Here is a 26,432-nt window from a genome sequence, read left to right as displayed (position 1 = left end):
ATGGGGTACCGTGCACCCTCCAGGGTGGCTCCCCGGCGCGGCACAAGCCCCCCGAAAGGCCCCCGATTCGGGTCACACGGGTCCCCCTCGCCACACGCGCACCGTCAACCCCACTTTCGCGGGCGTTCAAACATTCGGGTGACGTGATCTTGCCCTCTATTGCTTTCGGCTGCCTGCGTGCTAGGCTCGCCGCAAGTTGCAGTTTGGTTTCCTTGCAGTACAGAGCCTGCGGAGCATGTGACCGCGGGCTCTCGTCGTTTTCAGACGTATGCAGTTGTGCAGAACTAGTTTTCACACTTGCAGGTTCTGGAGCAGGGCAACCCTTTGGGCCCAAGGAGGGCTTATGGCTACCGGAACCGTGAAGTGGTTCAACGCCGAAAAGGGCTTTGGCTTCATCGCCCAGGAAGGCGGAGGCCCCGACGTCTTCGTTCACTACTCGGCGATCAACGCGAGCGGTTTCCGCTCCCTTGAGGAGAACCAGTCGGTCTCCTTCGACGTGACCCAGGGCCCGAAGGGCCCGCAGGCGGAGAACGTCACCCCCATCTGAGCCTCCAGCTTCACCAGCCCTGCGGCATCAGCCCAGAGCTGTGAGCCCGGAGCTCTGATCCGGACCTGATAGCAGTACCCAAGGAGCCCCGCGCCATCCGGCAGCGGGGCTCCTGCCTTTTCCCCACGAGCGGGGGGCAGCAGTGCTCCGGGGTCGGGGAGGGTCCGTACTCGGAGCTGATCCGGTACGCGACGGCCGGGTGACCGTCAGCCGGGTGACCGTCAGCCGGGTGAAATCGCAGTCCCGCGTCAGACACCCGCCGTCAGACACCCGCCGTCGGCGTGCGGCCACGGGGAGTACGCCACTCGGCAGCCATTCGGTGGTACCGGGTCTCTCTCAGCGGGCCCGGCCCCCGCCGTACCGCCGTGCCGTCTCCCGCGCCGCCAGCGTCTCCAGCACCCGGCGGGTGCGCGTGCCCTGGGACAGGTCGGGTTCGAGGCCGCGACCGTGCAGGAGGGCCGTGAGGGAGGCCTGGACGACCTCGGCGCCCTCGGGCGCGACGCGCTCGGACACCTCGAACCACTCCAGCGGCGTATCGGCCTCGTCGCCCGGCAGCGTCCAGTACTCCAGGGTCACTTCGTGGTGATCAAGGCGTACGCCGGTCCAGTCGACGGTGTGGACGGGCCCGAGGATGTCCAGGTCCCCGAAGCCGATCGGCGCGTCGGCGCACTCGGCGAGGAAGGCGCGCTGCCGGTCGGAGAACGCCGTGGCCAAGGGCTTGCTGCCCGAGGTGACCGCCTCCACCGCCGTACGGCCGCAGTCGGAGGCGAAGCAGGCAGCGAGCGCGCGGCGTTCGCCCGTCCAGTCGGCGGCCAGGCGGAAGGAGTCCGGCCCCTGGGCGCGGAAGTCCAGCCAGCGTTCGCTGAGCCGGGACCTGCGGCAGGGCCGGAGCTCCGCCGTGACGTCCCCGCCCACGCCTCGCCCGCTCCACGCCCGTAGCCGCAGTGTCACCCCCGCGTCCAGCAGCGGCAGTTGTCCGGGCGTCGCCCTGGAGCGGGCGAGGGTCTCGCCGGTGTACGGCGAGCTTGCGGAGGCTTCCCCCTCGTACGGAACACGGCCGTTCGGAAGATGGCCGTACGGAGAGCGGGAGAGCGCCTCGCCGAAGTAGACGTGGCGCCGGGCACCCCCGTGGTCCGGCGCCAGCGCCAGGGTCGCGGCGGCCGCGTCCGCTCCCGAGAACGTCACCCTGATCTCGACGGAGTCGAGCCGTGGTTCGGGTCCCGCGGATGCCGGCATCGGCCGTCCCCCTTGTGCCGCGACCTGCTTTTCCCCTGTTGACGTCGTCGTGCCTGTGTCGTCGTACATGTGTGTGCGTACATGTGCCGTCGTACATGTGCCGTCGTGCTGTTCTGCGGGCCCCCACGACTCGCAGGACTCCATTCAAGGTCGCCGGGCCTCCGGGCGCTTCCGGGAAGTCCCTACACCTGACCCACCACAACCCACCACACCCGGCCACCCTCACAACCCGTCCACGCGCCGCTCCGGCTGTGTTTCGGTCTTCTTGGCCCACACCCCACCGGGCATCATGGAAGACGGACGGGCGCCGAGGGGGTGGCACATGCGAGGGGGAGCGACCGGACTCGTCGGCCGCGAGCGGGAACGGCGGCTGGTGGACGACCTGTTGGTGGCGGGCGGGGCCGGCGGGGCGTCCCTGTTGCTGTGGGGCGAGCCGGGCATCGGCAAGACCGCCCTGCTGGACTACGCGACCGAGCAGGCTGAGCGGGCCGAGCGGGCCGAGCAGGCGGAACAACGCGCGGACCGGGCGGGCGCCCGCGGACGCAGAACCGTGCTCCGCGCCCGCGGCATCGAGACCGAGACCGTCCTGCCGTTCGCCACGCTGGGCGATCTCCTGGTGCCCTATTCGCCCTATTTCAGGGAACTCCCCGGGGCCCAGCGCACCGCCCTGGAGTCCTGCCTGGCACTGGGCGGTGACCCGGCGGAGGCCCCGAGCAACCCGTACGCGGCCTGCATGGGCGCCCTGAACGTACTCGCGGCCCTCGGCGACGAGCGGCCCGTGGTCGTCCTGGTCGATGACCTGCACTGGGTGGACCCCTCCTCCCAGCGCGTCCTGCTCTTCATCGCCCGCCGCCTCTCCAGCGAACGGGTCGCCCTCGCCCTGTGCTCCCGAGAGGACCACGGCGAGTCGGGCACGCGCCGCAGCATCCCGGCGGTCCAGGTCGGCGGCCTGCCCCCCGACGACTGCGCGGCCCTGCTCCGGGAGGCGGACCGTGAGGTCGCCCCGGCCGTGCTCACCGAACTGGTCCGGATCAGCGGCGGCAACCCCCTGGCCCTCCGCGAGATAGCGGCAGGCCTGACGCCCGAACAGGCGTGTGGGGAAGCCCCGTTGCTGAACCCACCGTCCCTGGGCCACCACCTGGAACGCGCCTGGGCGACCCGTATCGGCGGCCTGCCGGAGACGGCCCGCCGCGCCCTGGTCGTCCTGGCCGCCAGCCGTTCCAAGGCGGCCGGCCCCCTCCGCAAGGCGCTGGAGGCGGCCGGGCTCTCCCTCGACGCCCTCTCCCCGGCCGAGGTGGACGGCCTGATCACGGCCACCTCCGACGGCCTGGACTTCCACCACCCGGTGCTGCGCCCGCTGGTCCTCGGCCGCGCCCCGCTGGCCCACCGTGTCGCGGCCTTCACCGCACTGGCCGCGGTGAGCACGGGTCCGCTGCACGCCTGGTACCGCGCGTCGGCGAGCGCGGGCCCGGACGAGGAGGCCGCAGCGGCACTGGAGGAGGCGGCGCAGGAGGCGCGCCGCCGCAGCGCGTTCGCGGAATCGGCCCTGGCCTGGCGCCGCGCCGCCGACCTGACCCCCGCCCCCGACCCGGCGGCCCGCGCCGCCCGCCTCCACCGCGCCGCGTCCGACGCGTTGCTGAGCGGCTCCCCCTCCGGTCCCCCGTGGTGCGAGGAGGCCCTACGCATCACCCCCGACCCGGCGATGCGCGCCGACATCCAGGGTCTGCTGGGCCGTATGTGCACGTGGAAGGGCGAGACGGCAAGGGCGTACGGCCTCCTGCTCGACGCGGCGGACGCCGTACGCGGCCACGACCCGGTCCGAGCGTGTCTCCTGCTCGCCGAGGCGACGGCTCCGGCGCGGCTCGACGGCCACGTCCCGGCAGCCGTACGGGTCGCGGAGCAATCCCTGTCCCTGGCCTCGCCGACCGGACCCGAACGCTGGTACAGCCTGACCGTCCTCGGCGCCGCCCTCATCATGGCGGGCCGCACGGCCAAGGGCCGCGAGATGCTGGAGTCCGCCGACGCCCACGGCACCGGCGACCCGGTCCGCGACCAGCAGGTGTACGCGATGGCGGGACAGGCCTGGAGCCGGGTGGAGGAGTTCGTACGGGGTCGCAGACTCCTCAACACGGCCGTGGAATCGGCCCGCCGCCACAGCGCGGTGGGGGTCCTCGGCTTCACGCTGGCGGTCCGGGGAGAGCTCGAAACCCGCATCGGTCAATGGGCGTCCGCCCGGGGCGACTTGACGGAGTCCCTGCGCTGGGCCGAGGAACTGGGCCAGCTGACGTGCGTGAGCTACACGCTGTACTGCCTGGCACGCCTGGAGGCGTTGCGCGGCAACCGGGGCGAGTGCGAGGACCATGTGGCGCGCGCGAGGCGGGAGTGCGGGGCGTACGGCATCGGTTGCCAGGAGTTCCACATGACGGCGGTGCTCGGTCTGTCGGCCCTGTCGTACGGGGATTACGACGCGGCGGCGGACCAGTTGGAGCAGACGTTGGCGCTGGCTACGGAGCAGGGAATCGGCAACCCGGAGGTGGTTCCCTTCGCGGCGGACCTGGCGGAGGCGCACCTGCGGGCGGGCGATACGGCACGGGCCGCCGAGGTGGTGACCTGGCTGGAGGAACGGGCGCGGGAGACGGGACTCGCGTCCGCGGAAGCGTCGGCGGCCCGCTGCCGGGGCCTGCTGGCGTCGTCACCGGAGGACGCCGAAGCGCACTTCGAGCTGGCGCTCAAGGCCCACCAGCGCACGACGGGTCCCTTCGACTGGGCCCGCACCCTGCTCTGCGAGGCGGAGGTGCTGCGCCGTTTCCGCCGCCCGGCAGCGGCCCGCGCGCCGCTCGCCTCCGCGCTGGCCTGCTTCGAACGCCTGGGCGCGGCCCCCTGGGCTCGCCGCGCGGCGGGCGAACTGGCCGCTGCGGGCGGCACGTTGACAGGTCCGACGAGCACGGCCTCCTCCTCCACCGACCTGTCCGGCGCCCTCGACCAGCTCACCCCGCAGGAGTTCCAGGTGTCGCGGGCGGTGGCGCGGGGGCTGAACAACACGGAGGCCGCTGCGTCGTTGTTCGTGTCACGCAAGACGGTGGAGGCGCACCTCACGCGGATCTACCGGAAGCTGCATGTGCGCTCGCGTACGGATCTGACGCGGTTGCTGACGGCGGCGGACCTGGTGGACTGAGGGCGCCGGTTCAGGGTGATTCAGGGAGGGCGAGTTCGGCCCACACGGTCTTGCCGAGCGCGCGCTCGGTGACACCCCAGTCGACGGCGAGGGCGTCAACGAGCAGGAGCCCGCGCCCGGATGTGTCCTCCTCGCCCCCTCGACGAACCTCCGGACGCCGTTCCCCGCACGCGTCGGTCACCTCGATACGCAACCTGCCGACGTCCTGGAGGAAGACGAGCCGCAGCAGGAAGTCACGTCCGGGCACGTGCCCGTGAGTGACGGCGTTGGCGGCGAGTTCGGCGACGACGTGGACGGCGGTGTCACTGAGGTCACTGTCGTACGGGACGCCCCAGTGGTGGAGTTGCTGCACGGTGAACCGCCTGGCGAGCCGGGCCCCGCGCCGCGTGGAGCTGAGCAACTGGCTGAATTCGGGACTCGCCCCGGCGGTGACGGCCGCCGAGACTCGGGAGGTGGAGTTTCGTGAGTTCACGTCACTGAGCGTGGCTGTTTGTCCCTACCTTGACCAGGGGCGACCACGGGACGCTACGTAGCCGTATGGCTGCGCTGAGCGATGCGTCGGGTCGTCGACCGTGACCACGAGGACGTGAAGGCGGGACGGGACATGGCGGACGAGCGGGACCGGAGGCCGGAGACTCCGGCCGAGGCCGACGGAACGACGGGGCTGTTCACCGCGGTGGGCAAGCTGCTGAGGCTGCTGCGGGAACGGGCGGGTGTGACCCAGAAGGAACTGGGCGAGATGGTCGGCTACGGCCCCGACGCGATCTCGGCGATGGAGCGGGGCGTACGGGTCGCGCGCCCCGAAGTCCTGGAGAAGGCGGACGAGTTGCTGAACGCCGGGGACGCGCTGAAGGTGATGATCCCCGAGATCAAGGAGGCGATGAAGAAGGCGCGGACGAGGCATCCGGAGTGGTATCGGAGTTATGCGGGGTTGGAGGCGGAGGCGGTTGAGCTGCACTTCTATGCCAACCAGGGGGTGCCGGGCCTCCTCCAGACCGGCGACTATGCGCGGGCTGTGTTCTCACGCCGACGACCTCTGCTCGATGAGGAGACCATCGAGAAGCGGGTGGCCGACCGGCTGGCGCGTCAGCAAATCTTCGACAAGTGGCCGGCACCAATGTGCAGTTACGTGCTAGAGGAAGTGGTGTTGCAACGGCCGATCGGAGGTCGGGCTGTGCACGAGGGGCAGTTGCAACAACTGCTGCGCATCAGCCGCATGCGGAACGTCGAGATCCAGGTGCTACCGACCGAGCACGCAGAACACCCGAACATGGACGGTGCGTTCAACCTGCTGACACCCAGGCACCACGGGCAGGTGGCGTACACGGAAGTCCAGGGCTACCCACGGTTGATCACCGATGCGGAGGACGTCCGCAAGATCGCTGACCGCTATGGGATCATGCGCGCGATGGCCCTGAACCCTATGGAGTCCCGGGCCCTGATCGAAAAGAAGCTGGGGGAGCTATGAGCACAGAGAAACTCAACTGGTTCAAGTCCAGCTACAGCGGCGGCGAGGGCGGCGAATGCCTCGAAGCCGCCTACACCTGGCGCAAGTCGACGTACAGCAGCGGCGGGGGCGGCGAATGCGTCGAGATATCCCCCTGCCCCCGAACCATCCACATCCGCGACTCCAAGAACCCCACCGGCCCCCACCTCACCTTCTCCCCCACCGCCTGGTCGGCCTTCCTCGCAAGCAGGACCTAGGACGCGGCGAGTTCGCCCAGAACCCGGGCCGCCGGTGCCGGGTCGACCAGCCACTTCAGGTGGCTGCTGGTGAGTGTGCGGACGTCGTAGGGGTTCTCCGGCGTCAGCGCGTCGCCCTCGCGGATCATCCGGTCCTGCATGGCGAGCGGCACGCCCGCGTCCTCGGTCAGCCGGATGTACGTCCTGGGGATTCGCCCCCAGGTGTCGGACTGTGCCCGGTCGTCGGGTGTGCCGACGTCGAGGTTCTCGTCGGACTGGAAGGTGTTGAGGAAGACCATGAACTCGTCGTCCGTCCCGTCGGCGAGGAAGGCCGCCTTGAGGGCCGCGAGGACGCCGGGATCGGCGGTGCGGAAGTTGCAGCGCAGCAGCCCGAGTTCGGCAGGGTTCCCGACCATCGCCGATGCCATCCCTCCGGCGTCGACCGTGGCCATCTCGGGCTCGGCGTAGTAGGCACTGACGTCGAGGTCGACGGGGCACCAGGCGGAGACATAGACGATGCGGTCGATCAGGTCGGGCCGCTGGTTGGCTGCGCGGGTGGCCGTGATGCCGCCACGACTGTGGGAGACGAGGATGACGGGCCCGTTCCGCTTGGCCCGCTCCAGTATCCCGATGAGGTGCGCGGCGTTGTCGGCGAGCGTGACGCCCTTGATCGCCCCGGGCGCGGTGGCGAGCCCTCCGAGATCCTGGGGCGCCTGATAGGCGCGCGGGTACGTCGAGGCGAACCCGTGCCCCGGAAGGTCGACGGCGACCGAACGGTGTCCGAGGAGGCCGAGTTCGGCCTGGAGAGGTGCGAAGGAGAAGGAGTTCGCGAAAGCTCCGTGAACCAGTACGAAGGTCGGTGGCATCTGCCTGCTCTCACTTTCCGGCCCGCGGCGTCGTCGGCACCCACGTCGCCCACGTCGCCCAGGCGATGAAGTACTCTGACTGAAGTGGTTTGAACGTAGTACTACAGCTGGAGTGGTGTCAATGGTGAGACGGAACGACCAACGGCGTGCTGCGCTCGTCGACGCCGCGATCGAGGTGCTGGCCAGGGAAGGCGCGCGAGGGCTGACGTTCCGGGCGGTGGACACCGAGGCCGCCGTACCCGTCGGCACGGCGTCGAACTACTTCGCCAGCCGCGACGACCTGCTCACCCAGGCCGGCGCCCGTGTCTACGAACGGCTCCAGCCCGACGAGGCCACGATCGCCCGCCAGCGGTCAGCGGGCCGTGACCGGGAGACCTACGCGGAGCTGATGCGTGAACTGGTGGGCCGCGTCGCCGCCTTCCGCACCGGCTACCTGGCGCTGCTCGAACTCCGCCTGGAGGCCACCCGCCGCCCCGAACTGCGCAAGGTTCTCACCGAACGGGTCCGAGCCGACGTGGACGCCAACATCGCCTACCACGAGGCCTCCGGCCTCCCTGGCGACGCCATGGCCGTCAAGCTGCTCATCCTGACCCTGAACTGGCTGATCGTCGAACAGCTCACCCTGCCGGACGTCTTCACGGAGGCGGAGCGCGAACAACTGGTGACGGCAGCGGTCGAGCGCATCGTGACGCCGGAGTAGGCGACTGGGCCCCAGGACTACGGCGTCTTCGAACTTGAGCGGCGCGCCGGCCACCGCGATGGGGCCGCGACTACCTACCAAGGAAGGTGATTGGCAGGTTTGGGCCGGCCCGGGACGCCTCTGAAGGGGTTGATGCCGGCCCAAACCTGCCAATCACCCGATGGATTCCACCGCAGACCCGGATTGGCCCTGGGCAACCGAGCGTGCAGGTCGAGCATGCCGGGGGTGGCGGATGGCAGTGCTGGCTGGAGCGGAAGGTCCGAGGAGGCAGCACACGCCGCTTCACACCCGCTGTCCCAGCCAGCGCAGCGAGGCAAGGCCCAGGGCGGTCGCCATGGCCACGAGCTTGCGATCGGCGGCCGGTCCGGCCACGGCGGCCATTCTCAGGAGGAATCCCGCCTGCAGTGCCAGCACTTCGTTGACGCGGACGGGATCAAGGTCACGGATCAGGGGTTGACGGTCTGCGATCGGCTGCGGATCCAGGCCGCTGAGCCACGCGCTCGACAGCAGTGTGACCACATCGCAGTGCCGGGGTCCGATCCAGGCATGCGGCCAGTCGACGACGAAGACACGGTCCGCGGTCAGCATGATGTTGAACGGGTACAGATCTCCGTGCAGGAGGGTGCTGCCGACGAGGGAGGCGTTCTGTTCCAGGGCGACGAGGTCGTCGAAACGGTGGGCCGCCCACGGCGACAACTCCTCCACCTTGGCCCTGACGGCGGCATCCGCAGCTACGTCCAGCCACCCTCCGAGGCGCGGCTCGCCCAAGATCGCGTCGTCCACGGGCGACGGCGTCAGGACCTCGGTCATGTCGGTGACTGCCGCGAGCACCCTGTCGAGTTCGTCAGGCTGCCACGGCTGGGCGGGCAGACGTCCAGGGACGTCCTCGAAGGCCAGCATCACCCAGGTACCGTCGTCATACGCATCAAGCAACCGCGGTGTCGGCGCTCCCGCGGGGAGCCGCTGCGAGACCGCGGTCTCCCGGCGGTGGAAGTCCGCTACTGCCGGCGCCACCAGCGAGCTCGCTGCCTTGATGAACGCACGCTTGCCGTTCACCAAGTGCACTCGCGCGGCCACGCCTTCGGAAAAGCCGCCTGGCTGGCTGGACGCGCCGGCAACCGGGCTGCCCAGCATCTGCTCGATCCGAGCCGTCACCTCCCGAGGCAGCGCCGCCCAGGCCATCCTTCGGCCACCTGTGGCCTCGGGCATGACCAAACCTGGCGCGACGTTATGTTGGTCGCGATTGCCTGTCATCGTGGCCTCCCTCCGTCTTCAGCGGATGACGATCATTCTGCGAGAGAGCGCTATCCAGGCGAGGCGTCAACGCCTCAAGCGATCTGAGGCAGCACAGGTCGCCGACGCCTTCCCCCCTCCTCGACGTGATCGCCCCGAAGGGCGGCGAGTCTCAGGCCGGCCCAGGGCGTGCGTGGAAAGTGGCTGGTCATGACTCTGTGGCCTGTGTTTCCATGCCGCAGTGAACATCGAGAACTTCGGCGCTGCCGTGGAGAGGTCAGGCCCCTGGGTCCGGCGAAGGACTGGTGGCGATGTCGAGAGGTGCGTGCAGGTTCTCGCGGAGGTCCACCGATGCGACGGGTACCCGGTGAACTGGCCTGACCGACCTGATGAGTGGCTGTCGCAGGCTTCTGCGGCTCCTGCACTGGGAGCCTGGGTCGCTGAACTCGGCGGCCGTGTCGTCGGCCATGTCAGCTTGTCCCACAGCGGCGAAGGAGACCTGGCCCCCGGCTTGTGGAGCGAGCGGAGCGGCACGAGCAAGGACCTGACCGCGGTGGTCAGCCGACTGTTCGTCGCCCCGCAGGCCAGGGGGCACGGGGTCGGTGCGCTGCTGATCGGCCGGGCCGTGGAGGAAGCACGACGTCGTGGCGTGCATCCGGTGCTCGACGTCGTGGCGTCCGATACCGCCGCGGCAGCCCTGTACGAACGGCTGGGCTGGGAGTTGATGGCCACGGTCGAGCAACGCTGGAGCCCGTCCCAGCTGGTCTCCATCCACTGTTACGCGGCGGCATCGTGAGGCGGCCCGTCACGCGCGTCTACCTGGCGGCGCAGGGGTGAGTAACCCTCAGCCGGTGTGCGCCTCGACGGCGTCGTTGATCTCGGGCCAGAGCTCGCGGGGGCGGTCGTGCCCCATTCCGGGGATCAACAGGAGCTTCGCTCCAGGCACGAGATCTGCGGTGCGTTTACCACCACTGGGGTCGATCAGCGTGTCGTCCAGGCCATGGATCACCAGAGTCGGCACCCGAAGCTGCCGGAGCGCATCTGCGCGTGAACCGCCGAGGATCATCGCTCCAAGCTGACGCCCGACTCCGGCTGGGTAGTACGCGCGGTCGTAACTGTTGGCAGCCAGCTCACGAAGGACTGCGGGGTCGCCGTAGCGCTTGGAGGCCCACACCAGTTCCCTCTCCGCCGCCGCGACGTATCCCTCGCGGTCTGCCGGCTTGAGGCTGGAGACCACCGCCTGGGCTTCGGCACTGGACCGGCCGTATTCGGGTTCGCCGGTCGAGGACATCATCGTCGTCAGGGTCAGCAGCCGCGCCGGCTGGGTGATGGCCATCGTCTGGGCGATCATTCCGCCCATCGAGGATCCGACCACGTGAGCTCGTTCGATTCCGAGCGCCGTGAGCAGGTCGAGGCCGTCATCGGCCATGTCCTGAAGCGTGTAGGGGACCATCGCGAGGGCGGACGGAATGTCTCCCGAGCTCACAGCGGTGATGAGCCGGCCCGTGTCCACGGGCTGATCATCGAACTTGGTGGACAGCCCGCAGTCGCGGTTGTCGTACCGGATCACGTAGCGGCCACGCTCGGCGAGTGCACGGCAGAAATCCTCGTGCCAGGCGATCATCTGAGCGCCGAGACCCATCACGAGCAGGACAGGTGTGTCAGAGGGGTCACCGAAGGTCTCGTACGCGATGGACACTCCGGGCGAGACCTCGATCATTGGCATGCCGGGAGCTTCTCAGTATCCGCCATCTGAGCGCACCCGGATTATCGGCGGCGCCTGACCTTCACGTCCTCCGGGGCGGGGTCGGCGAGACCTGGAGGGGCTCGAACGGTGGGCAGGGAAAGGTAGCCACTCGGGCCGTCTCAGCGGGAAGCGGGGGAAATCCGGTTTCCTCACCTCTCGTGGAACGTGAATTCAAGTTGAATTGCGTCTGACGGGCTTTTGAATTGGCGTGCCCTCACTCGGTCGATCGTCGCTGGTCAGTCGATATTTCCGCGCTCCGCCGCAATCACCGCCGCAATCACCGCCGCCGTTTTCCCGCGCGAGAGGTCGGACAACCAAGTGCATACCCCAGCCGTCTCACGTTGCGTCAAACCACATACGCATCACGGAGGTTATGCAATGCCCTCTCGCCCCTTACGTCTCGTCGGTCGCCGGATGCCGCGGGTTACGTCGGCGCTGGCGCTGACTCTCGGTGCGGGGCTGGCCGCCCCGCTGCTGCTGGCCGGTTCTGCCGGTGCCGCGACGTCGTCGGCCACCGCCGAGCTGAACGGCAAGCAGGTCGTCTATACGGCCGCCTCCGGGCAGACCAACAAGGTGACCGTCACCGCGTCGAAGAGCAGCGGCCTGGAGACCATCACCTACGTCATCGACGACGTCGTCCCGATCACCGCGGGCAGCGGCTGCGCCTACCCCGACAGCGCGGACAACACGAAGGTCTCCTGCGAGGTCACCACCCTGGAGAGCCAGGACCCGTACGCCACCCTGCGCATGGTTCTCGGGGACGGCGACGACACCGTCACCTACACCAACAACACCGACCAGGCCTACTACTTCGCCTCGATCGACCTGGACGCCGGCAAGGACACCCTGACCGAGACCCCCGGCGTCCAGGGCAACGATGTCAACGGCGGCGAGGGCGACGACACCCTCACGGTGGACGCGGTCACAGTGGTGCGCGGCGGGGGCGGCAACGACACCATCCACGCGGGCGAGGGGACCATCGCGCAGGGCGGCGACGGCAACGACACGATCTACTCCAACGGTGAGGAGGCCGCCGTCGACGGCGGCGCGGGCGACGACGTGATCCGCGGCGGCGCGGACCGGCAGAGCCTGTCCGGCGGCGACGGCGACGACGAGATCTACGGCGAGGACGGCAACGACTACCTGTACGGCGGCAAGGGCGACGACTTCCTGTACGGCGGCACGGGCAACGACATCCTCTACGGCAACAGCGGCAACGACACGATCTACGGAAACAGCGGCGACGACGAGCTGTACGGCGGCCCCGGCCAGGACACGCTCTCCGGCGGCCCGGGCACGAACATCGTCCGCCAGGACTGACGCCGCCGCCTCCCGCGCCCGGGGAACTGGCCGTTCACTCGCACAGTTCCCCGGTTCCGCGTAGGGGTCCGGTTCGGGGACGTATCGGGGTGATCTCGCACCCGGGTGTTCTCCACTCGTGACCGGCGCTCGCCGTTCGTGCTGTCGTACACCCCGACTCCGCTGTCCTCGGACCAGCACATGACCGAGCGGGTCGTCGCCGTGCTCACCTCGTGAGCGTGGGGCCCACGGCAGCGGACGGGAGCTCGTCGGTGGCGGGTTCTCCGACGACGGGGCACCTCAGTGGTGGAGTGGAATCCGCCGTCACGTGCTCCCCCGCTGCCGGAGCAGTCGCGCTGCCCAGGAGCCGCAGTGCCGCCTCCGACGGCGAGCCGGGCTCGGCGGTGTAGGCGATCAGGCGCTGGCCCGAGGTGCCGGGGATGACGAGGTTCTCGAAGCTGAGGTCCATCGCGCCGACCAGCGGATGACGCAGGCGCTTCACTCCGGAGGTGCAGGTGCGCACCGGGTGCCGGGCCCATTGGGAGGCGAACTCGTCGCAGTTCATGGTGAGTTGACCGATGAGCTCGGCCAGGGATCGGTCGTCGGGGTGGCGTCCGGCGATCAGACGCAGGGAGGCCACGGCGAGTTGGGCCTCCTCGTTCCAGTTCGTGTACAACGCCCGGTACTGCTCGTCCAGAAAGAGCATTCGGGTCAGGTTGGGGCGACCGGCAGGCATGTCGGGGCCGTTGGGCGCCAGATGTCCGGCGAGCAGCGCGTGACCCAGCTGGTTCCATGCGAGGACGTCGTTGCGCCGGTCCAGGGCGAGGGCCGGTACGTCGGTCATGGCCGCCAGCAGCTGCCGTGCCGATGCGCCGGCGTGCTCCACCCTGAGCGCAGCGCGTCGGGACGACGCTGTGGTGGGGCGGGCGAGGTCCTTCAGGTGGGCCGTCTCGTCGTCGGTGAGGCGCAGGGTGCGCGCGATCGCCTCCAGCACGCCGTCGGAGGCGCCGGTGGCGCGGCCCTGTTCGAGGCGGGTGTAGTGGGTGATGCTGACGCCGGCGAGCGTCGCCAGCTCCTCGCGGCGTAGCCCGGTGACGCGGCGGCGGGTCAGGTTCGGGGTGATGCCGACGTCCTCGGGGCGCAGCGCGGCGCGCCGGGACTTGAGGAAGTCTCCCAGCTGGGACGGGGCGTCCATCCATGCCTCCAAGTCGACGCACGGCGACAGGCTGTGGCCACTCCCTCCCATGATGCCCGCCGCTCCCGATGGCCGGGGGCCGTAAGGGTGGTCCTGTGATGACTACCCTCGCGCCGGCTGCGCGAGGCAGGGATCTGGCTGGCGATCCCGGCGCCGACAAGCCTTTTCTCCGTAATCGCGCGTGACGCGACCGAACGTGCGGCGCGCGCGAGGAACGGTGAGGAAAGGGAATCGACGTCATGTCTGTCACTGATCCGGAGACGGCCGGGACTGCGTCCGGTACCGCCGTCGGCCCGGCACCGGCACCAGCACCGGCACCAGCACCAGCACCAGCACCAGCACCAGCACCAGCACCAGCACCAGCACCAGCCACGCTCGCGCCCCGGCTGCGGCTGGTGCTAGTGCTTCTGCTCGCGGCCCAGTTCATGCTGGCCGTGGACTTCTCGATCCTGAACGTGGCGCTGCCGGTGATCGGTGAGGGCCTGGGCTTCTCACTGGCGCACCTGCAGTGGATCGCCACCGCGTTCGCGCTGTGCGCCGCGGGTTTCACTCTGCTCTTCGGCCGGGTCGGGGACCTGTTCGGCCGACGCCGACTGTTCCTGGGCGGCCTCGTCGTCCTGGGAGCGGCCTCGCTCGTGGGCGGCCTGGCGCAGAACCCGGAGGTGCTGATCGCGGCCCGGGTCTTCCAGGGCCTGGCCACCGCCGCCGTGACTCCGGCCGGGCTGTCGTTGCTGACCACCTCATTCCCGGAGGGCCCTCTGCGCCAGAAGGCGCTCGGCCTCAACGGGGCGCTGATGTCGGCCGGGTTCACCACCGGCGCCATCCTCGGGGGCCTGCTGACCGACCTGCTGTCGTGGCGCTGGGCCTTCTTCATCAACGTACCCGTCGCCCTCGCCGTGCTGCTCGTGGCCCCGACGGTCATCAAGGAGTCCCGGCCCGACGAGCGTCCCAAGCTGGACGTGCCCGGTGCCGTCAGCGTCACGCTCGGCCTGCTGGCCATCGTCTTCGGGCTCACTCAGGCGGGCGAGCGGGGCTGGGGCTCGGCGGACGCCCTGTTGCCCCTGGCGGTGGGCGTGGCGCTCCTGCTGGTGTTCTGCGCCGTCGAGCGCAAGGTGTCCGCGCCGCTGGTGCCGCTCGGTGTACTCGGCAAGCGGTCGGTGGCCTGGGGCAACGTCGCCGGTCTGATCGCGTTCCTGACCGAGACCTCGCTGGTGTTCCTGCTGACCCTCTACCTCCAGGAAGTGCTCGGCTTCTCCCCGCTCGCCGCCGGCCTGTCCTTCGGCGTGCTCGGCATGGGAACCGTCGTGGGTGGCTCAACGGCCCCGAAGGTCATCGGGAAGATCGGCAGCAAGCAGACCCTGATCGTCGGCGGCGTCCTGCAGACCGTGTTCACCGCGGCCCTGCTCGGCCTGGGCGACGGCCGGTCGTGGATGTGGCTGTTGCTGGTCGGCACCTTCGCCGGTGGTGTCGGCAACATGCTCGTCATCGTGGGCTTCATGGTCACCGCCACCTCGGGGCTCGCCGACCACGAGCAGGGCCTGGCCACCGGCCTCGCCACGATGACCCAGCAGATCGGCATCACCATGGGCACGCCGATCATGAGCGCCGTCGCCACCGCCGCCATGACCGGCACCGGAGCCTCGGCCGTCCTCGGCGGTCTGAAGGTCGCGATCGCGGTGAACGCCGCCATCGTGCTCCTCGGCACCCTCACCAGCGCCCTGTTCCTGCCCGGTGCCCGGTCGAGTATGCGGTGACGGTGGACGGTACGGGCCGCCGGTCGGGGACCGACGGCATTCCACCGCCGGCGCCTCGACGACCGGCAGTGCGAGGAGGCCCGGTCGGGGGGCCGACGCCGCTGATGCCACCCGCGGTGATGCGCACATGGCCGGCGTACCCCGCCCTGCCGAAGGCCCGGCAAGGATCTCGGCGAGGGTCTGCTGGTCTCCGCCGTTGCCGGGGACGTCTCTGTGAGGGCGACTGCTTGCGCTCGTCTCCCGGGCCGCCACCACCCGCGCTGCGGCGTCAGAGGAGGCGTCAGGGGAACTGTGAGGTCACAAACGCCGTTGCTCTCACGCCGACGGCCACGGTTGCGCCCAGGGCCCGCGAAGGGAGGCTCGCCGGTTCAGCCGGGCGGTATCCCGATTCCGGTCCGGAGGGCGAGCATGTTGCTTCCCTGGGCCAGCGCATGATCGAGCAGGTCGGCGCCGCGCGCACCCCATGAGCGCGGCGCCGTCGGCGGCGGCCCTTCACGGTGTCCCTGCGATGCAGGGCGGCCCTGCGCCTGCGATGCCCCCGGAGCCGTAGCAGCCACACCCGGGCCCGTAGCAGCCGTACCCGGGCCGGTAGCAGCCGTACCCGGGCCCGCAGTCGAGTCTCCGGTCGCCCCCGCCGTCGCGCCCGCAATCGCCTTCGCACCCGCGGTCCGGACGCCTGCGATCAGCGTCGGGAGGAACAGCGAGCTCAGCGTCGCCGCAGTCGCCGCGGAGAGTGCGATGGTCCAGGCCACCGGGCCCAGCGGTGTGCAGCCGAAGAACTGGCTGAGGACGGGGGTCTGGACGACGGCTGCCAGGGCCGCCAGGGAGCCGAGGGAGGAGACGACGATCGCTCGGCTCGTGCCGCCGGCCAGCAGGGTCTGGCCGAGTTGGGCGCCGACGAGGGCGACCAGGGCGATGGTGCGGGCGCGCACGGGGCGGCCGGTGAGCCGGGCGGGGAGCCAGGCCGCCGTCGCGCCGAAGGTGGTGGCCACCGCGCGGGTCACGGTCTCCTCGGCGAGGGCCTCACCGAGCGAGGACTCCGGCCCTTCGTGGAGCATGCGTTCGGCCGCTTCGGGGTGGGGTGGGCGCAGCGCCACGGCGATGGCGGGGGCGAGGTCGGTGAAGAGGTTGACCAGGAGGAGTTGACGGGCCGTCAGTGGGGAGGTTCCGGTGGCCACGGCGCCGAGGAGGGTGAAGGCGATCTCGCCGAAGTTGCCGCCGACGAGGATCGCCAGGGCCTGCCGTACGGAGGCCCACATGGCGCGGCCCTCGACCAGGGCGGCCAGCACGGTCTCCAGGCGGTCGTCCGTCACGACGAGGTCGGCGGCGGCGCGTGCGGCCGGTGTGGCGCGTGTGCCGAACGCGATGCCGACGTCCGCGAGGCGGATGGCGGGTGCGTCGTTGGCGCCGTCGCCGGTCATCGCGACGGTACGGCCCAGGCGTTGGAAGGCCTGCACGACGTGGACCTTGTGGACGGGGGTGCCGCGGGCGACGACACCGATCTCCGGCAGCAGGGCGTCGAGGGCGTGCTCGTCCAGCTCGTCGAGTTCGGCGCCGGTCACCACCCGCCGGCCGTCCAGGACGCCGAGTTCGCGGGCCATGGACTCGGCGGTGCCCGGATGGTCTCCGGTGATCATCACGATGTGCACCCCGGCGTCGGCGAGCCGGCGTACCGCGTCGGCCGCGGTGGGGCGTACCCGGTCGGCGAAGGCGAGGAAGCCGAGGAAGCCGAGGCCGGTGACCGCGTCGTCGGTGAGCCTGCCGTCGGTGGCGCCGCGGCGTTCGGCGACGGCGAGGACGCGGTGGCCCTCCGCCGCCAGTCTCTCGCCCGTCGCGAGGATGGCCCTGCGGCTCTCCTCGTCCAGGGGGCGGCCACCGCGGGTGACGCAGCGGTCGACGACCTCCTCGGGTGCTCCCTTCACCGAGAGGATCAGGCTCTCGCCGCTGCGGCCGCGCGTCGCGTGGAAGCCGCGGCTCGGCTCGAACGGCAGGCTGGAGGTGCGCCGCCAGCCGGGCGCGGCCGCCGTCCGTGCCACTCCCGCTTCCCGGGCGCCCTCGGTGACCGCGCCGTCCGTGGCGTGCTCGAACCCCCTGTCGCCGTGCGGGCGTGGTGTCGCCCGCAGGGCCGCGCCGAGGACGGCGCGCTGTTCGTCCCCGAGCGAGCCGAGGGGCCGGCTGTCGCCGTCGGCCGCGACGGCGACCAGGGAGATCCGCCCGTGGGTGAGGGTGCCGGTCTTGTCGAAGCACAGCACGTCGGTGCGGCCGGCCGCCTCGACGGTCCGGGGGTCACGGACCAGGGCGCCACGGGCCGAGAGCCTTCTGGCGGAGGCGAGTTGGGCCGCCGAGACGAGGAACGGCAGCCCTTCGGGCACGCTGGCCACGGCCAGCCCCACGCCGGCGCCGACGGTGTCCCGGGTGGGCCGCCCGCGCAGCATGCCCGCCGCCATCACCGCCACCGCGGATCCGAGGGCCACCGGCAGGGTCGTACGGGTGATCCGGGCCAGCCTGCGCTCCACGCCGACGCTGGGGGCGGCGCCCCGTCCGGCCAGGGCGGCCCGGCCCGCCTCGCTGGCCGAGCCCGTGGCGACGACGACCGCCCGGCCGGTGCCGGCCGCCACGGTCGTGCCCTCGTACACCATGGACGTACGATCCGCGAGGTCCGACGCCAGCACGGGCGCGACGCCCTTGGCCACCGGCAGCGACTCCCCCGTCAGCGCCGACTCGTCGGCCTCCAGGTGGTGCGACTCCAGCAGACGGCAGTCGGCCGGCACCACGTCGCCGGCGCTCAGGTTCACCACGTCGCCCACGGCCAGGTCCTCGGCGGAGGCGGTGGTCTCCTGCCCGTCCCGGACGACCTTGGCCGTCACCGCGGCCTCGCGCCGCAGCCGGGCCACCGCCCGGTCGGTCCGGTAGCGCTGGAAGCCGCCGATGAGGCCGGACAGGGCGGTGACCGCCATGATGATCACGGAGTCGAGGACGGCGCCCACGGTCGCCGACATGGCCGCCCCGACGCCGAGGACCGGCGTGAGCGGGTTGGCCATCTCGGTCACGTAGGCCCGGCCGAGCGACGACGCCGGGGCCTTCTCGCCGTCGACGGTGGCCCGCTCCCGCACCTCCTCGTCCGTGAGCCCCTCGTCGTGGCCGCCGGCCCGCGCGAGCACCGTGGCCGGGTCCATCGCGTGCCAGGGATGGTGGGAGGCGGGCAGGGGCAGCGGGCGCCGGAGCAGCCATACGGCCGTCCAGGCACCGATGGCGGTCCCCAGGCCGCCCGCCGCGTTGTACGAGGCCACACTGCGGGCCGCCGGATGCCGTCCGCGGCCGGCCAGCGCGGCCGTCGCGCCGACGACGGCGGACGCCTGGGCGAGCCGTACACCCCGCTGTGCGGCCTCCCGCGCGGAACGGCAGGCCTCCACGATCACGACGGCGGCCGCCGGATCGGAGCCCACGTACAGGTCCGCGCCCCAGGGTGGAACTCCGTGCGGGCCCGCGATGCCGACGCCCACGTCGGCGGCCCCGAGCGCGGACCGGTTCCGGGAGATCACCAGCACGCCCTCGCCGTCACGCTGGAGGCGCCGTACCGCGTAGGACAGCCGTTTGCCTCCGTCCAGCAGGTCATCGGCCTCGCGTACGGCCGCGTCGGCGGTGTGCGCGCCCGCGGCCACGACGGTGAGGCCGGCCGCGTGAGCGGCGGGGACGAAGGCGCTCGCGGTGTCGTGCATCTCCGGCACGACGCTGATCACGGCCATCAGACGCCGCTCGTGCGCGAGCCCCAGCACGAATCGTGCGCCCTCGCGCCGCAGCCGTTCCTGGGCCCGCGCCCCGGTGCGTCCGTGCAGGGTCAGCCGCTCGACGGGTCCCAGTTCCCAGGCGCCGTCGCGCCGTGGGCTCTCGGGTTCGGTGCCGTCGAAGAGGCGGTGGGCCGTCGCGGCGAGTTCGCCCACCGGGGCGTCCTCGTCGAGGGCGACCAGGTCGGCCAGCAGATGCGATCCGGTGGCCAGGGCGTCGGTGTCGAGGAGTACGGTGCCGATCCGGTCCAGCCTGCGCAGGGCGTCGGGATCGGCCACCAGGACGCCCCTGTGGGCCAGGCCCCGGCCGAGGACGCAGGCGAAGCCGTCGCGGGCCAGGAGCGGCGCCTTGGGAACGGCCGCCAGCGCCGCGGCGCCGGCCCGTCCGGAGCGCCGGGTGACCAGGAACGATCCGGCGAAGGACGCCGCCGCCACGGCGGGTGCCCGGTCGGCGTAGTGCTCGACGGGCCCGGACTTCAGCGGCGTCTTACGGGGCGGCGCCTCGTGGCCCCCGCCCCGGGCCCCGGCCCGCCGCGCGTCGCTCGTGAGGTGGGGCATCGCCGCGGACCAGGCGGCGTCCTCCGCGTTCGCCTCCATCAGGTGCAGGGCATGGCGGACGGCGTCCACGCCGCTGCCGAGGACACCGCCGGAGGCCGCGTGGCCCACCGCCGTCAGCGCGGCCAGCAGCAGCCTGGCGTTACCAGGGCCGACCGCCTGCTCCACGAGACGCCGAAGCCGGGGCTGCGTGTCCACGATCGGGACGAGTGCCGCGAATGCGGGGGGAAGGGGGGCGCGACGGGTCAGGCCGACTGCTGCGGCCACGGGTGCCGCGGCCACATGCAGGGCCAGGGCGAGGCGCGAGCGCCGGGCCTTCCCGCCGGAGAGCGGATGGTCGGGCAGCGGCGCATCGACCCGGTGCTCCCGCTCCACCTCCTCGACCACGTCTGCCAGCGCCGCCACGATCTCCTCGGCGTCGGGCGGGCCCTCGGTGGCCACGACGACGTGCCCGAGCACGGCGTTGGCCACGGCCCAGTCCACGCCGGGCACGGCGGCGAGCCGCCGCTCGACCTCGTCGGCCAGCCGAGCCGCGGCGGAGTCGGGCAGATGCCCCTCGCGCAGTCCCCGCACGGCGACGTGCGCGCGCCCGTCGACGCGCCGGACACGCGCTGCGGGCACGTCCTGCGCCGCACCCGCCGCAGAGGACACGGCGGCCCGCAGCTCTCCCAGCCCTCGTACCGCCAGTATCGCCGGTATCGCCACAGCGCCTCACCCATCTTCCCGTCCACTTGCCCGAGTGCACGGGTAGCCGGACATCCAGGCTTCAATCAGGCAAATCACATAAAAGAGGGAAAACGGTCCGAAGACGCGCGAGAATTGAATGGGTCAGTACATCCACCCGACCGATCCGGAGAGGAGGACAGGGATGGCCAGGACAGCGGAGACCACACGCGAGGACAAGGCGGTCGAGACGCGGGCGCACGAGGGTGCGGGACTGCACCTGCACACGCGCACGCTGCATCCGCCGGTACCGATTCCCTACATCACCAGGGACGACGTGCGAAGCACCGCCGAATCGGCGACGTCACGACTGCCGGGCAGGCCGTCGGGCAGGGACGTCGTGTTCTACGGAGGCCTCGGCGCGCTGGCCGTGGTGGGCGCCCTGGAGTGGCCGGTCGCCCTCGCCGTCGGCGGAGCGACGTGGCTCGTGCGCAGCAGAGGAAAGGGAAAGGAAGCGAAGGAAGAGGAAGTCGAGGCACGAGAGGCGAAGAACGCCACCAGGGAACGCAGCTCGGCCAAGAAGAGCGTTGCCTGACACAGCCTTCCCCCACTGGCGCACGGCGGCGAGAGCGCTGCCGGGCGCCATTTATGCGCACCGACTTCTACGCACCGACTTTCTGCGCAGCGACTTTCTGCGTACCGATGCGGCCGAGCGTCATCGACGGTACGCACACGCCCCGTTCGCACCGAGTCGCACGACCTCACGCCCGCCGGGCGCCCACCTGCACCCAGGCCCCAACCCCTCCGTCTACTTCGCGTACAGCCCCTCGATCTCGTCCGCGAAGTCCTGTTCGACGGCCGCGCGGCGCAGCTTCATCGACGGGGTCAGGTGTCCGTCGTCCTCCGTGAAGTCGCGGCCCACGACGGCGAACTTGCGGATGGACTCCGGGCGGGAGACGAGCTTGTTGGCCTCGTCGACGGCGCGCTGGAGGACAGAGAGCAACTCGGGGTCGGAGAGGACGAGTTCGGGCGGCACGGTGTGCTTGCCGTTCATACGGCGCCAGTGGTTGAGGCCTTCGGGGTCGAGGGTGATGAGGGCCGCGATGTAGGGGCGGCGGTCACCGAGGACCATGCACTGGGAGATCAGGGGGTGGGCCCTGAGCCAGTTCTCCAGGGGGCGGGGGCGACGCTCTTGCCACCCGCCGTGATGAGCATCTCCTTCTTGCGGCCGGTGATGGTGAGGTAGCCCTCGTCGTCCAGGGAACCGAGGTCACCGGTCGCGAGCCAGCCCTCGTTGGTGGCCGGGGACACTCCGCCGGCCCGGGGGTCCCAGTAGCCGCGCAGCACCGGACCGCCCGCCAGCAGAATCTCACCGTCCACGGCTATCCGGACCCTGACCCCGGGGAGGGGCCAGCCCACCGTTCCCGTACGGGGTTTGAGCGGGGGAGTGACCGTGGCCGCGCCCGTCGTCTCCGTGAGGCCGTAGCCCTCGTAGATCTCGATGCCCGCCCCGGCGAAGAAGGAGGCCAGGGGGCGGCCCAGCGGGGAGCCGCCGCAGATCATGTAACGGACCCTGCCGCCCATGGCGTTGCGGATACGGCGGTAGACGAGCGGGTCGTAGAAGGTCCGGGCCGCCTTCAGCGCCCGGCCGGGCCCGGGGCCGGTACCGGCCCGGCCCGCCTCCAGGGCGTCGCCGTACCGCCGGGCCACGCTCACGGCCCGGTCGAACGTCGACACCCGGCGCCCCACTTCCGCCTTCGCGCGGGCCACGTTGAAGACCTTCTCCAGCATGTACGGGATGGCCAGCAGGCAGGTCGGCCGGAAGCTCCCCAGATCGGCCAGCAGGTCATCCGACTTCAGGCTCGGCGCGTGCCCGAGCCGTACCCGCGCCCGTATGCACGCGATGGCGACCATGCGGCCGAAGACGTGCGACATGGGAAGGAAGAGGAGAACCGACGCCTCCTCCTTCGTCCGCGCCCGGAAGACCGGGTAGAGGAGCTCGATCGCGTTGTCGACCTCCGCGAAGAAGTTCCCGTGCGTCAGGGCACAGCCCCTGGGGCGGCCGGTCGTGCCCGAGGTGTAGACGACGGTGGCGAGCGTGTCGGGCCCCAGCACCCCACGCCGTACGGTGACTTCGTGGTCCGGTACGTGCGCGCCGCTCCCGGCCAGTTGCTCCAGGTGCCCCTTCTCCATGACCCACACGTGCCGCAGGTCGGGGATGCGCTGGCGCTCCGGTCCCAGCGCGGCGGCCTGCGCCGCGGTCTCCGTGACGAGCGCCACCGCGCCGGTGTCCTGGAGGATCCAGCGGGTCTGGAAGACGGAGGAGGTCGGGTAGACGGGGACCGTCACCAGACCGGCCGCCCACGCGGCGAAGTCCAGGAGCGTCCACTCGTACCTCGTACGCGCCATGACGGCGATCCGGTCGCCCGGCGTCAGCCCCTCGGCGATCAGCCCCTTCGCCAGCGCCAGCACCTGCTCCGCGAACTCGGCGGCCGTCACATTCGTCCAGCGGCCCGCCTCGGCCCGGCGGCTGAGGACGATGTCATGGGGTGCGCTCTCGGCGTTGTCGAACGGCAGGTCGGCGAGCGACCCGTACGTCACCGGGGCGACCAGTGGCGGCACGGACACCTCTCGCGCCACCCCGTCCAGCCGGCGGACCTCGGGCTCCACCAGCAGCGGCGCGGATTCGTACGCGCTGGCGGAGACCGGCGTGCGGGAGGACGGTTGTATGAGGGACACGAGCGACTCCTGGGACGTTCTGCGACGCGTTGCTCTGCCGCATGACGTAGTACGCGCCTCACGCACCGGGGCGTTCAGCCACGGGGCTCCCACAGTTGGGGCAGAGGATCATCACCGGTCAGCAACCGGATCGTACGGCGCGCTCGTGATGGGTCTGTGCCGGTTCGGAGATGCTCCGGCGCCGGAGATGTGCGGGATCAGGGCCCCGTCGAGGGGTCACACCCGGGCAAGGCGTATCGTGAAACTTTTTCATGTTCACCGCGCGACCACCACGGGCACCCCCACCCAAGAGCGGGCCCGCACCGAACCCATCTCGACGCCCACTCCACCCGTGACCTACCCTTACCACCAGTAACCTTACTTCGAAGTAAGGACTTCAGAACTCCTCAGAGCTGGGAGTCGAACATGGCCGACCGCAGCCCGAGCGGCCGGGGGCACGGCCCATGACCGTCGTCCTCACCAACTCCCCCGCCCTCACACCCCTCCTGGCCCGCGGAGCCCTGCGTTCCCCCTTCAAGCGGCCGAGCCCGGACGCGGACTTCCCCCGCACCCGACTGGTCCTGCCCGGCATACGCGTCGATCTCGCCCGCCTGGCCGCGTACGAGCGGGTGTGCGGCTTCCCGACCGGTGACGACGCCCTGCCGATCACGTTCCCGCACGTCCTCGGCTTCCCGTCGGCCATGCTCCTGATGAGCGATCGCGACTTCCCGCTCCCGCTCCTCGGACTCGTCCACACCTCGATCGAGATCACCCGACGCCACCCGCTGCCCGCAACCGACGACTACGAACTAACCGTGTACGTACAGGAGCTGACACCGCACCACCGTGGCACCGAGGCGGCGGTCGTGACCGAGGCGCGAACCGACGGCACCGTCGTGTGGGAGTCACGCAGCACCTACCTGGCCCGGCACAGAACGCACGACCGAGCGGCACCACCTTCGGACAAACACCCCCTGCCGAGCCCGGGCCCCCTCCCCACCATCGCCGAATGGCACCTGGCCGGGGACATCGGACGGCGCTACGGAACGGTCTCCGGTGACCGCAACCCCATCCACCTCCACCCCTCACCGCCCGCCTCTTCGGCTTCCCTCGCGCCATCGCGCACGGCATGTGGACGGTGGCGCGCTGTCTGGCCGAGCACGGCACACCCGGAGCGGCGTTCGCGCGCGCGGAGTTCCGGGCGCCGGTGCTGCTGCCCGGGACGGTGACGTACGCGGCGGAAGGCGGCCGCTTCGCACTACGGGGTCACGAGGGCCGGGTGCACATCACCGGGGCGGTGCACCCACTGCTCACGTGAGAGCCGGCACCGGGGCGTCCGTGCCGCTCGGCGGCGACCAGGGGCGCCCGTCCATGAGGTTGCCGAGGCCCGCCCAGGCGAAGTTCATGAGGGTCGCGGCCGCCTGCCAGGCCGTGACGTCCGGGGTGGCGTTGGCCCAGTCGGCCAGCGACTCGGCGGCACCGACGAGGGCCTCGCCGAGCCCGGCGACCTCCCCTTCCTCCAGTGACGGGTCCCGGTGCGCCTCTCGTGCGGCCACCGCGATCAGCTCGGTGACGAACGCGACCAACTCCTCACGCATCGCGGCCACCTCGGCCGCGAAGGGCTCGCCGTGCGTACGGGCCTGGAGGTGCAGCACCGCCCAGCCGTCCGGGTTCTCGGCGGTGTGCGTGAAGAACGCCTGGAGCCCTTCCCAGAGTTGACGGTCGGCGGGCAACTCGGTCCGCACCCCCGTGCGCACGGCCTCGGTGAGCGCCTTCGCCTCACGCCGGATGCAGGCGGTGAAGAGGGATTCCTTCGAGTTCAGGTACAGATACACCAACGGCTTGGACACGCCCGCCAGTTCGGCGATCTCGTCCATCGACGCGGCCCGGTACCCCCGCTGCCCGAACGTCCGCACCGCCGCGTCCAGCATCTGCCGCTCCCGCACCGCGCGCGGCATCCGCTTGCTCTTCACACCACCCATAGGGAAAGGGTAGGCGTGTTCCGGATCACCGCGGCCGCGGAGTCCGACCAAAAACAGGTTGTCCTGGACCAAAAACAGGTTGTCCTGTCAGGACGCCTGGCCCTGCGCCCGGGCCGTGTCGTCGGCCACGTCCTCCTGGCTGCGGTTGGCGTCCAGGTTGGCCTTCACGCGGTCGACCTTCTGCACGATCTGCACGGAGGCGCGGTCCCGCTCCTTGCGCAGGACCACGAAGCTGATCGGGGCGGAGACGACCAGGGCGAGCAGGATCATCCACATGCCGTTGGACGCGCCCAGCCCGCGTGGGGCGATGCCGAAGTAGACGAGGCCCCAGACGACCACGAAGCAGCCCGCGAAGATACCGAGGCGCATCAGCGTGTAGCGGAGCATCTCAATCCACTCTTCCGTTCCGAACCATTACCAAAGTGCACCGTCCAGTGAAGCACGGTCGGCTCACGATCTTGCAGCGGGGCCTCAGTCGAGCGTCAGCAGCATGAAGATGTCGTCCCGGTCGTCGCCGGGCGCGACCCGTATGGCACCCGGAATCCGCCCGACCTCCTTGTACCCGCAGGCGGCGTAGAAGTGCTCCAGCCCCATACCGCCCCGGCAGGTGAGCCGGATCGCCTCGATGCCGTCGAACCCCTGCGCGGCCTCCGCCGCCGCCGCGAGCAGCTCCCGCCCGCAGCCCGTCCCCTGGTACCGGGGGTGCACCATCACGGTGTACAGCCACACCCAGTGCGTCATCAGCCGGTGCGTGTTGAACGTGAAGAACGCGGTCGCCGCGACCTCGCCGTCCCGGTCGTACCCCACGAGCAGCCGCGCCCGCTCCTCGGCCATCGCCGCGAAGTGCTTCACCAGCTCGGGCCGGATCGCCTCCGGCGTCACCGGGGGTACGAACCCCACGGCGCCCCCGGCGTTGGACACGTCGGCCCACAGCTTGAGCACGCCGTCCCGAAGCGAGGGGGTGACGGCCGGGTCCAGTCGGAACGTGAGGGGCATACGTGGGACCGTACCTCTCGTCTGCCGGGTCCTTGTCGGTGGGCGGCTGCGGGTCGTATGTGGCTGGTCGCGCAGTTCCCCGCGCCCCTGAAAGCACGGGGCGCCCGCCGCCACAACGCACCGCGAGCTCCGTACACATAGCCGCACCGAAGGCAACGTGGGCGGCACCCGCCCCCACGCACTGGCAGCCGCGTACGCACGTGAGGGGGTGTGCCGGGAGGTGTCCGCCCGCAGCGGCCGGCGTCCGCCGCCGGGCACATCGCACCCCCACAGACCCGCCGGACCGAGGACGGAGACC

The 26,432-nt window shown here is 71.1% G+C and carries 19 protein-coding genes and 2 pseudogenes; 10 read left to right on the top strand and 11 right to left on the bottom strand.

Going from position 1 to position 26,432, the window contains the following annotated elements:
• Positions 1–343: 343 nt before the first annotated feature.
• Positions 344–547, top strand: coding sequence for a cold-shock protein (locus tag E0500_RS12575; protein WP_028805073.1), 204 nt, complete (start codon positions 344–346; stop codon positions 545–547).
• Between the two features lie 336 nt (positions 548–883).
• Here the strand turns inward: E0500_RS12575 and E0500_RS12570 are convergent, their stop codons facing one another.
• Positions 884–1,783 (bottom strand): hypothetical protein, encoded by a 900-nt coding sequence (locus tag E0500_RS12570; RefSeq protein WP_131564360.1) that lies wholly within the window; start codon positions 1,781–1,783, stop codon positions 884–886.
• A 322-nt stretch (positions 1,784–2,105) separates the two neighbouring features.
• Here E0500_RS12570 and E0500_RS12565 point away from each other — a divergent pair, with 322 nt between their 5' ends.
• A complete protein-coding gene (locus tag E0500_RS12565; RefSeq protein WP_258572757.1) occupies positions 2,106–4,958 on the top strand; it encodes a LuxR family transcriptional regulator in 2,853 nt (950 codons plus the stop codon).
• 10 nt (positions 4,959–4,968) lie between these two features.
• Here the strand turns inward: E0500_RS12565 and E0500_RS12560 are convergent, their stop codons facing one another.
• Positions 4,969–5,430, bottom strand: a complete 462-nt coding sequence (locus E0500_RS12560; protein ID WP_131564364.1) for an ATP-binding protein — start codon at positions 5,428–5,430, stop codon at positions 4,969–4,971.
• 132 nt (positions 5,431–5,562) lie between these two features.
• On the opposite strand from E0500_RS12560, the gene E0500_RS12555 reads away from it, so the two are divergent.
• Positions 5,563–6,426 (top strand): helix-turn-helix transcriptional regulator, encoded by an 864-nt coding sequence (locus tag E0500_RS12555; RefSeq protein ID WP_131564366.1) that lies wholly within the window; start codon positions 5,563–5,565, stop codon positions 6,424–6,426.
• Positions 6,423–6,662 carry a DUF397 domain-containing protein gene (locus tag E0500_RS12550; RefSeq protein WP_131564368.1) on the top strand — a complete coding sequence of 80 codons (240 nt, stop codon included), beginning with the start codon at positions 6,423–6,425 and terminating at the stop codon, positions 6,660–6,662. Before E0500_RS12555 ends, E0500_RS12550 begins: the two co-directional genes overlap by 4 nt.
• Here the strand turns inward: E0500_RS12550 and E0500_RS12545 are convergent.
• Entirely contained in the window at positions 6,659–7,507 is an 849-nt protein-coding gene (locus tag E0500_RS12545) for an alpha/beta fold hydrolase (protein ID WP_131564370.1), read from the bottom strand. The two genes, E0500_RS12550 and E0500_RS12545, sit on opposite strands and share 4 nt — an antisense overlap.
• A 121-nt stretch (positions 7,508–7,628) precedes the next feature.
• Here E0500_RS12545 and E0500_RS12540 point away from each other — a divergent pair, with 121 nt between their 5' ends.
• Positions 7,629–8,207: a TetR/AcrR family transcriptional regulator gene (locus E0500_RS12540; protein WP_131564372.1), complete on the top strand. Its 579-nt coding sequence runs from the start codon at positions 7,629–7,631 to the stop codon at positions 8,205–8,207.
• 282 nt (positions 8,208–8,489) lie between these two features.
• On the opposite strand, the gene E0500_RS12535 is transcribed toward E0500_RS12540, so the two are convergent.
• The gene (locus E0500_RS12535) at positions 8,490–9,389 is read right to left on the bottom strand and encodes an aminoglycoside phosphotransferase family protein (RefSeq protein WP_258572756.1); all 900 of its coding nucleotides are present in this window, start codon (positions 9,387–9,389) and stop codon (positions 8,490–8,492) included.
• A 376-nt stretch (positions 9,390–9,765) separates the two neighbouring features.
• Between E0500_RS12535 and E0500_RS12530 the strand changes: the two genes are divergently transcribed.
• Positions 9,766–10,236, top strand: a complete 471-nt coding sequence (locus E0500_RS12530) for a GNAT family N-acetyltransferase (protein ID WP_131564376.1) — start codon at positions 9,766–9,768, stop codon at positions 10,234–10,236.
• A 48-nt stretch (positions 10,237–10,284) separates the two neighbouring features.
• Here the strand turns inward: E0500_RS12530 and E0500_RS12525 are convergent, their stop codons facing one another.
• Complete coding sequence (locus tag E0500_RS12525; protein ID WP_131564378.1) at positions 10,285–11,166, bottom strand: alpha/beta fold hydrolase; 882 nt, start codon at positions 11,164–11,166, stop codon at positions 10,285–10,287.
• A gap of 435 nt (positions 11,167–11,601) precedes the next feature.
• Here E0500_RS12525 and E0500_RS12520 point away from each other — a divergent pair, with 435 nt between their 5' ends.
• The gene (locus E0500_RS12520) at positions 11,602–12,507 is read left to right on the top strand and encodes a calcium-binding protein (protein ID WP_258572755.1); all 906 of its coding nucleotides are present in this window, start codon (positions 11,602–11,604) and stop codon (positions 12,505–12,507) included.
• 205 nt (positions 12,508–12,712) lie between these two features.
• Here the strand turns inward: E0500_RS12520 and E0500_RS12515 are convergent, their stop codons facing one another.
• Complete coding sequence (locus tag E0500_RS12515; protein ID WP_131564382.1) at positions 12,713–13,681, bottom strand: helix-turn-helix transcriptional regulator; 969 nt, start codon at positions 13,679–13,681, stop codon at positions 12,713–12,715.
• A 395-nt stretch (positions 13,682–14,076) separates the two neighbouring features.
• Here E0500_RS12515 and E0500_RS12510 point away from each other — a divergent pair, with 395 nt between their 5' ends.
• Entirely contained in the window at positions 14,077–15,435 is a 1,359-nt protein-coding gene (locus E0500_RS12510; RefSeq protein ID WP_399119046.1) for an MFS transporter, read from the top strand.
• Positions 15,436–15,803: 368 nt separating this feature from the next.
• On the opposite strand, the gene E0500_RS44950 is transcribed toward E0500_RS12510, so the two are convergent.
• Positions 15,804–20,480: a cation-transporting P-type ATPase gene (locus tag E0500_RS44950; protein ID WP_131564386.1), complete on the bottom strand. Its 4,677-nt coding sequence runs from the start codon at positions 20,478–20,480 to the stop codon at positions 15,804–15,806.
• A 163-nt stretch (positions 20,481–20,643) separates the two neighbouring features.
• Between E0500_RS44950 and E0500_RS12500 the strand changes: the two genes are divergently transcribed.
• Entirely contained in the window at positions 20,644–21,033 is a 390-nt protein-coding gene (locus tag E0500_RS12500) for a hypothetical protein (protein ID WP_181586975.1), read from the top strand.
• A gap of 213 nt (positions 21,034–21,246) precedes the next feature.
• Here the strand turns inward: E0500_RS12500 and E0500_RS12495 are convergent.
• Positions 21,247–23,177, bottom strand: a pseudogene (locus E0500_RS12495) (AMP-dependent synthetase/ligase).
• A 443-nt stretch (positions 23,178–23,620) separates the two neighbouring features.
• Between E0500_RS12495 and E0500_RS12490 the strand changes: the two are divergent.
• A pseudogene (locus E0500_RS12490) lies at positions 23,621–24,474 on the top strand (MaoC/PaaZ C-terminal domain-containing protein).
• On the opposite strand, the gene E0500_RS12485 reads toward E0500_RS12490, so the two are convergent.
• From E0500_RS12485 to E0500_RS12475, 3 genes are all read right to left on the bottom strand, one after another.
• Positions 24,467–25,138, bottom strand: a complete 672-nt coding sequence (locus tag E0500_RS12485) for a TetR/AcrR family transcriptional regulator (protein ID WP_131564392.1) — start codon at positions 25,136–25,138, stop codon at positions 24,467–24,469. The pseudogene E0500_RS12490 and the gene E0500_RS12485 sit on opposite strands and share 8 nt — an antisense overlap.
• Positions 25,139–25,225: 87 nt before the next feature.
• Positions 25,226–25,525: a DUF4229 domain-containing protein gene (locus E0500_RS12480; protein WP_131564394.1), complete on the bottom strand. Its 300-nt coding sequence runs from the start codon at positions 25,523–25,525 to the stop codon at positions 25,226–25,228.
• An 84-nt stretch (positions 25,526–25,609) separates the two neighbouring features.
• Complete coding sequence (locus tag E0500_RS12475; protein ID WP_131564396.1) at positions 25,610–26,134, bottom strand: GNAT family N-acetyltransferase; 525 nt, start codon at positions 26,132–26,134, stop codon at positions 25,610–25,612.
• Between the last annotated feature and the right edge of the window lie 298 nt (positions 26,135–26,432).

The organism is Streptomyces sp. KM273126 (assembly GCF_004337435.2).
GTDB classification, from domain to species: Bacteria; Actinomycetota; Actinomycetes; order Streptomycetales; family Streptomycetaceae; genus Streptomyces; species Streptomyces acidicola.
Note: the sequence above shows the minus strand (reverse complement) of the source record. Positions and strands in the feature narration are given on the sequence as shown.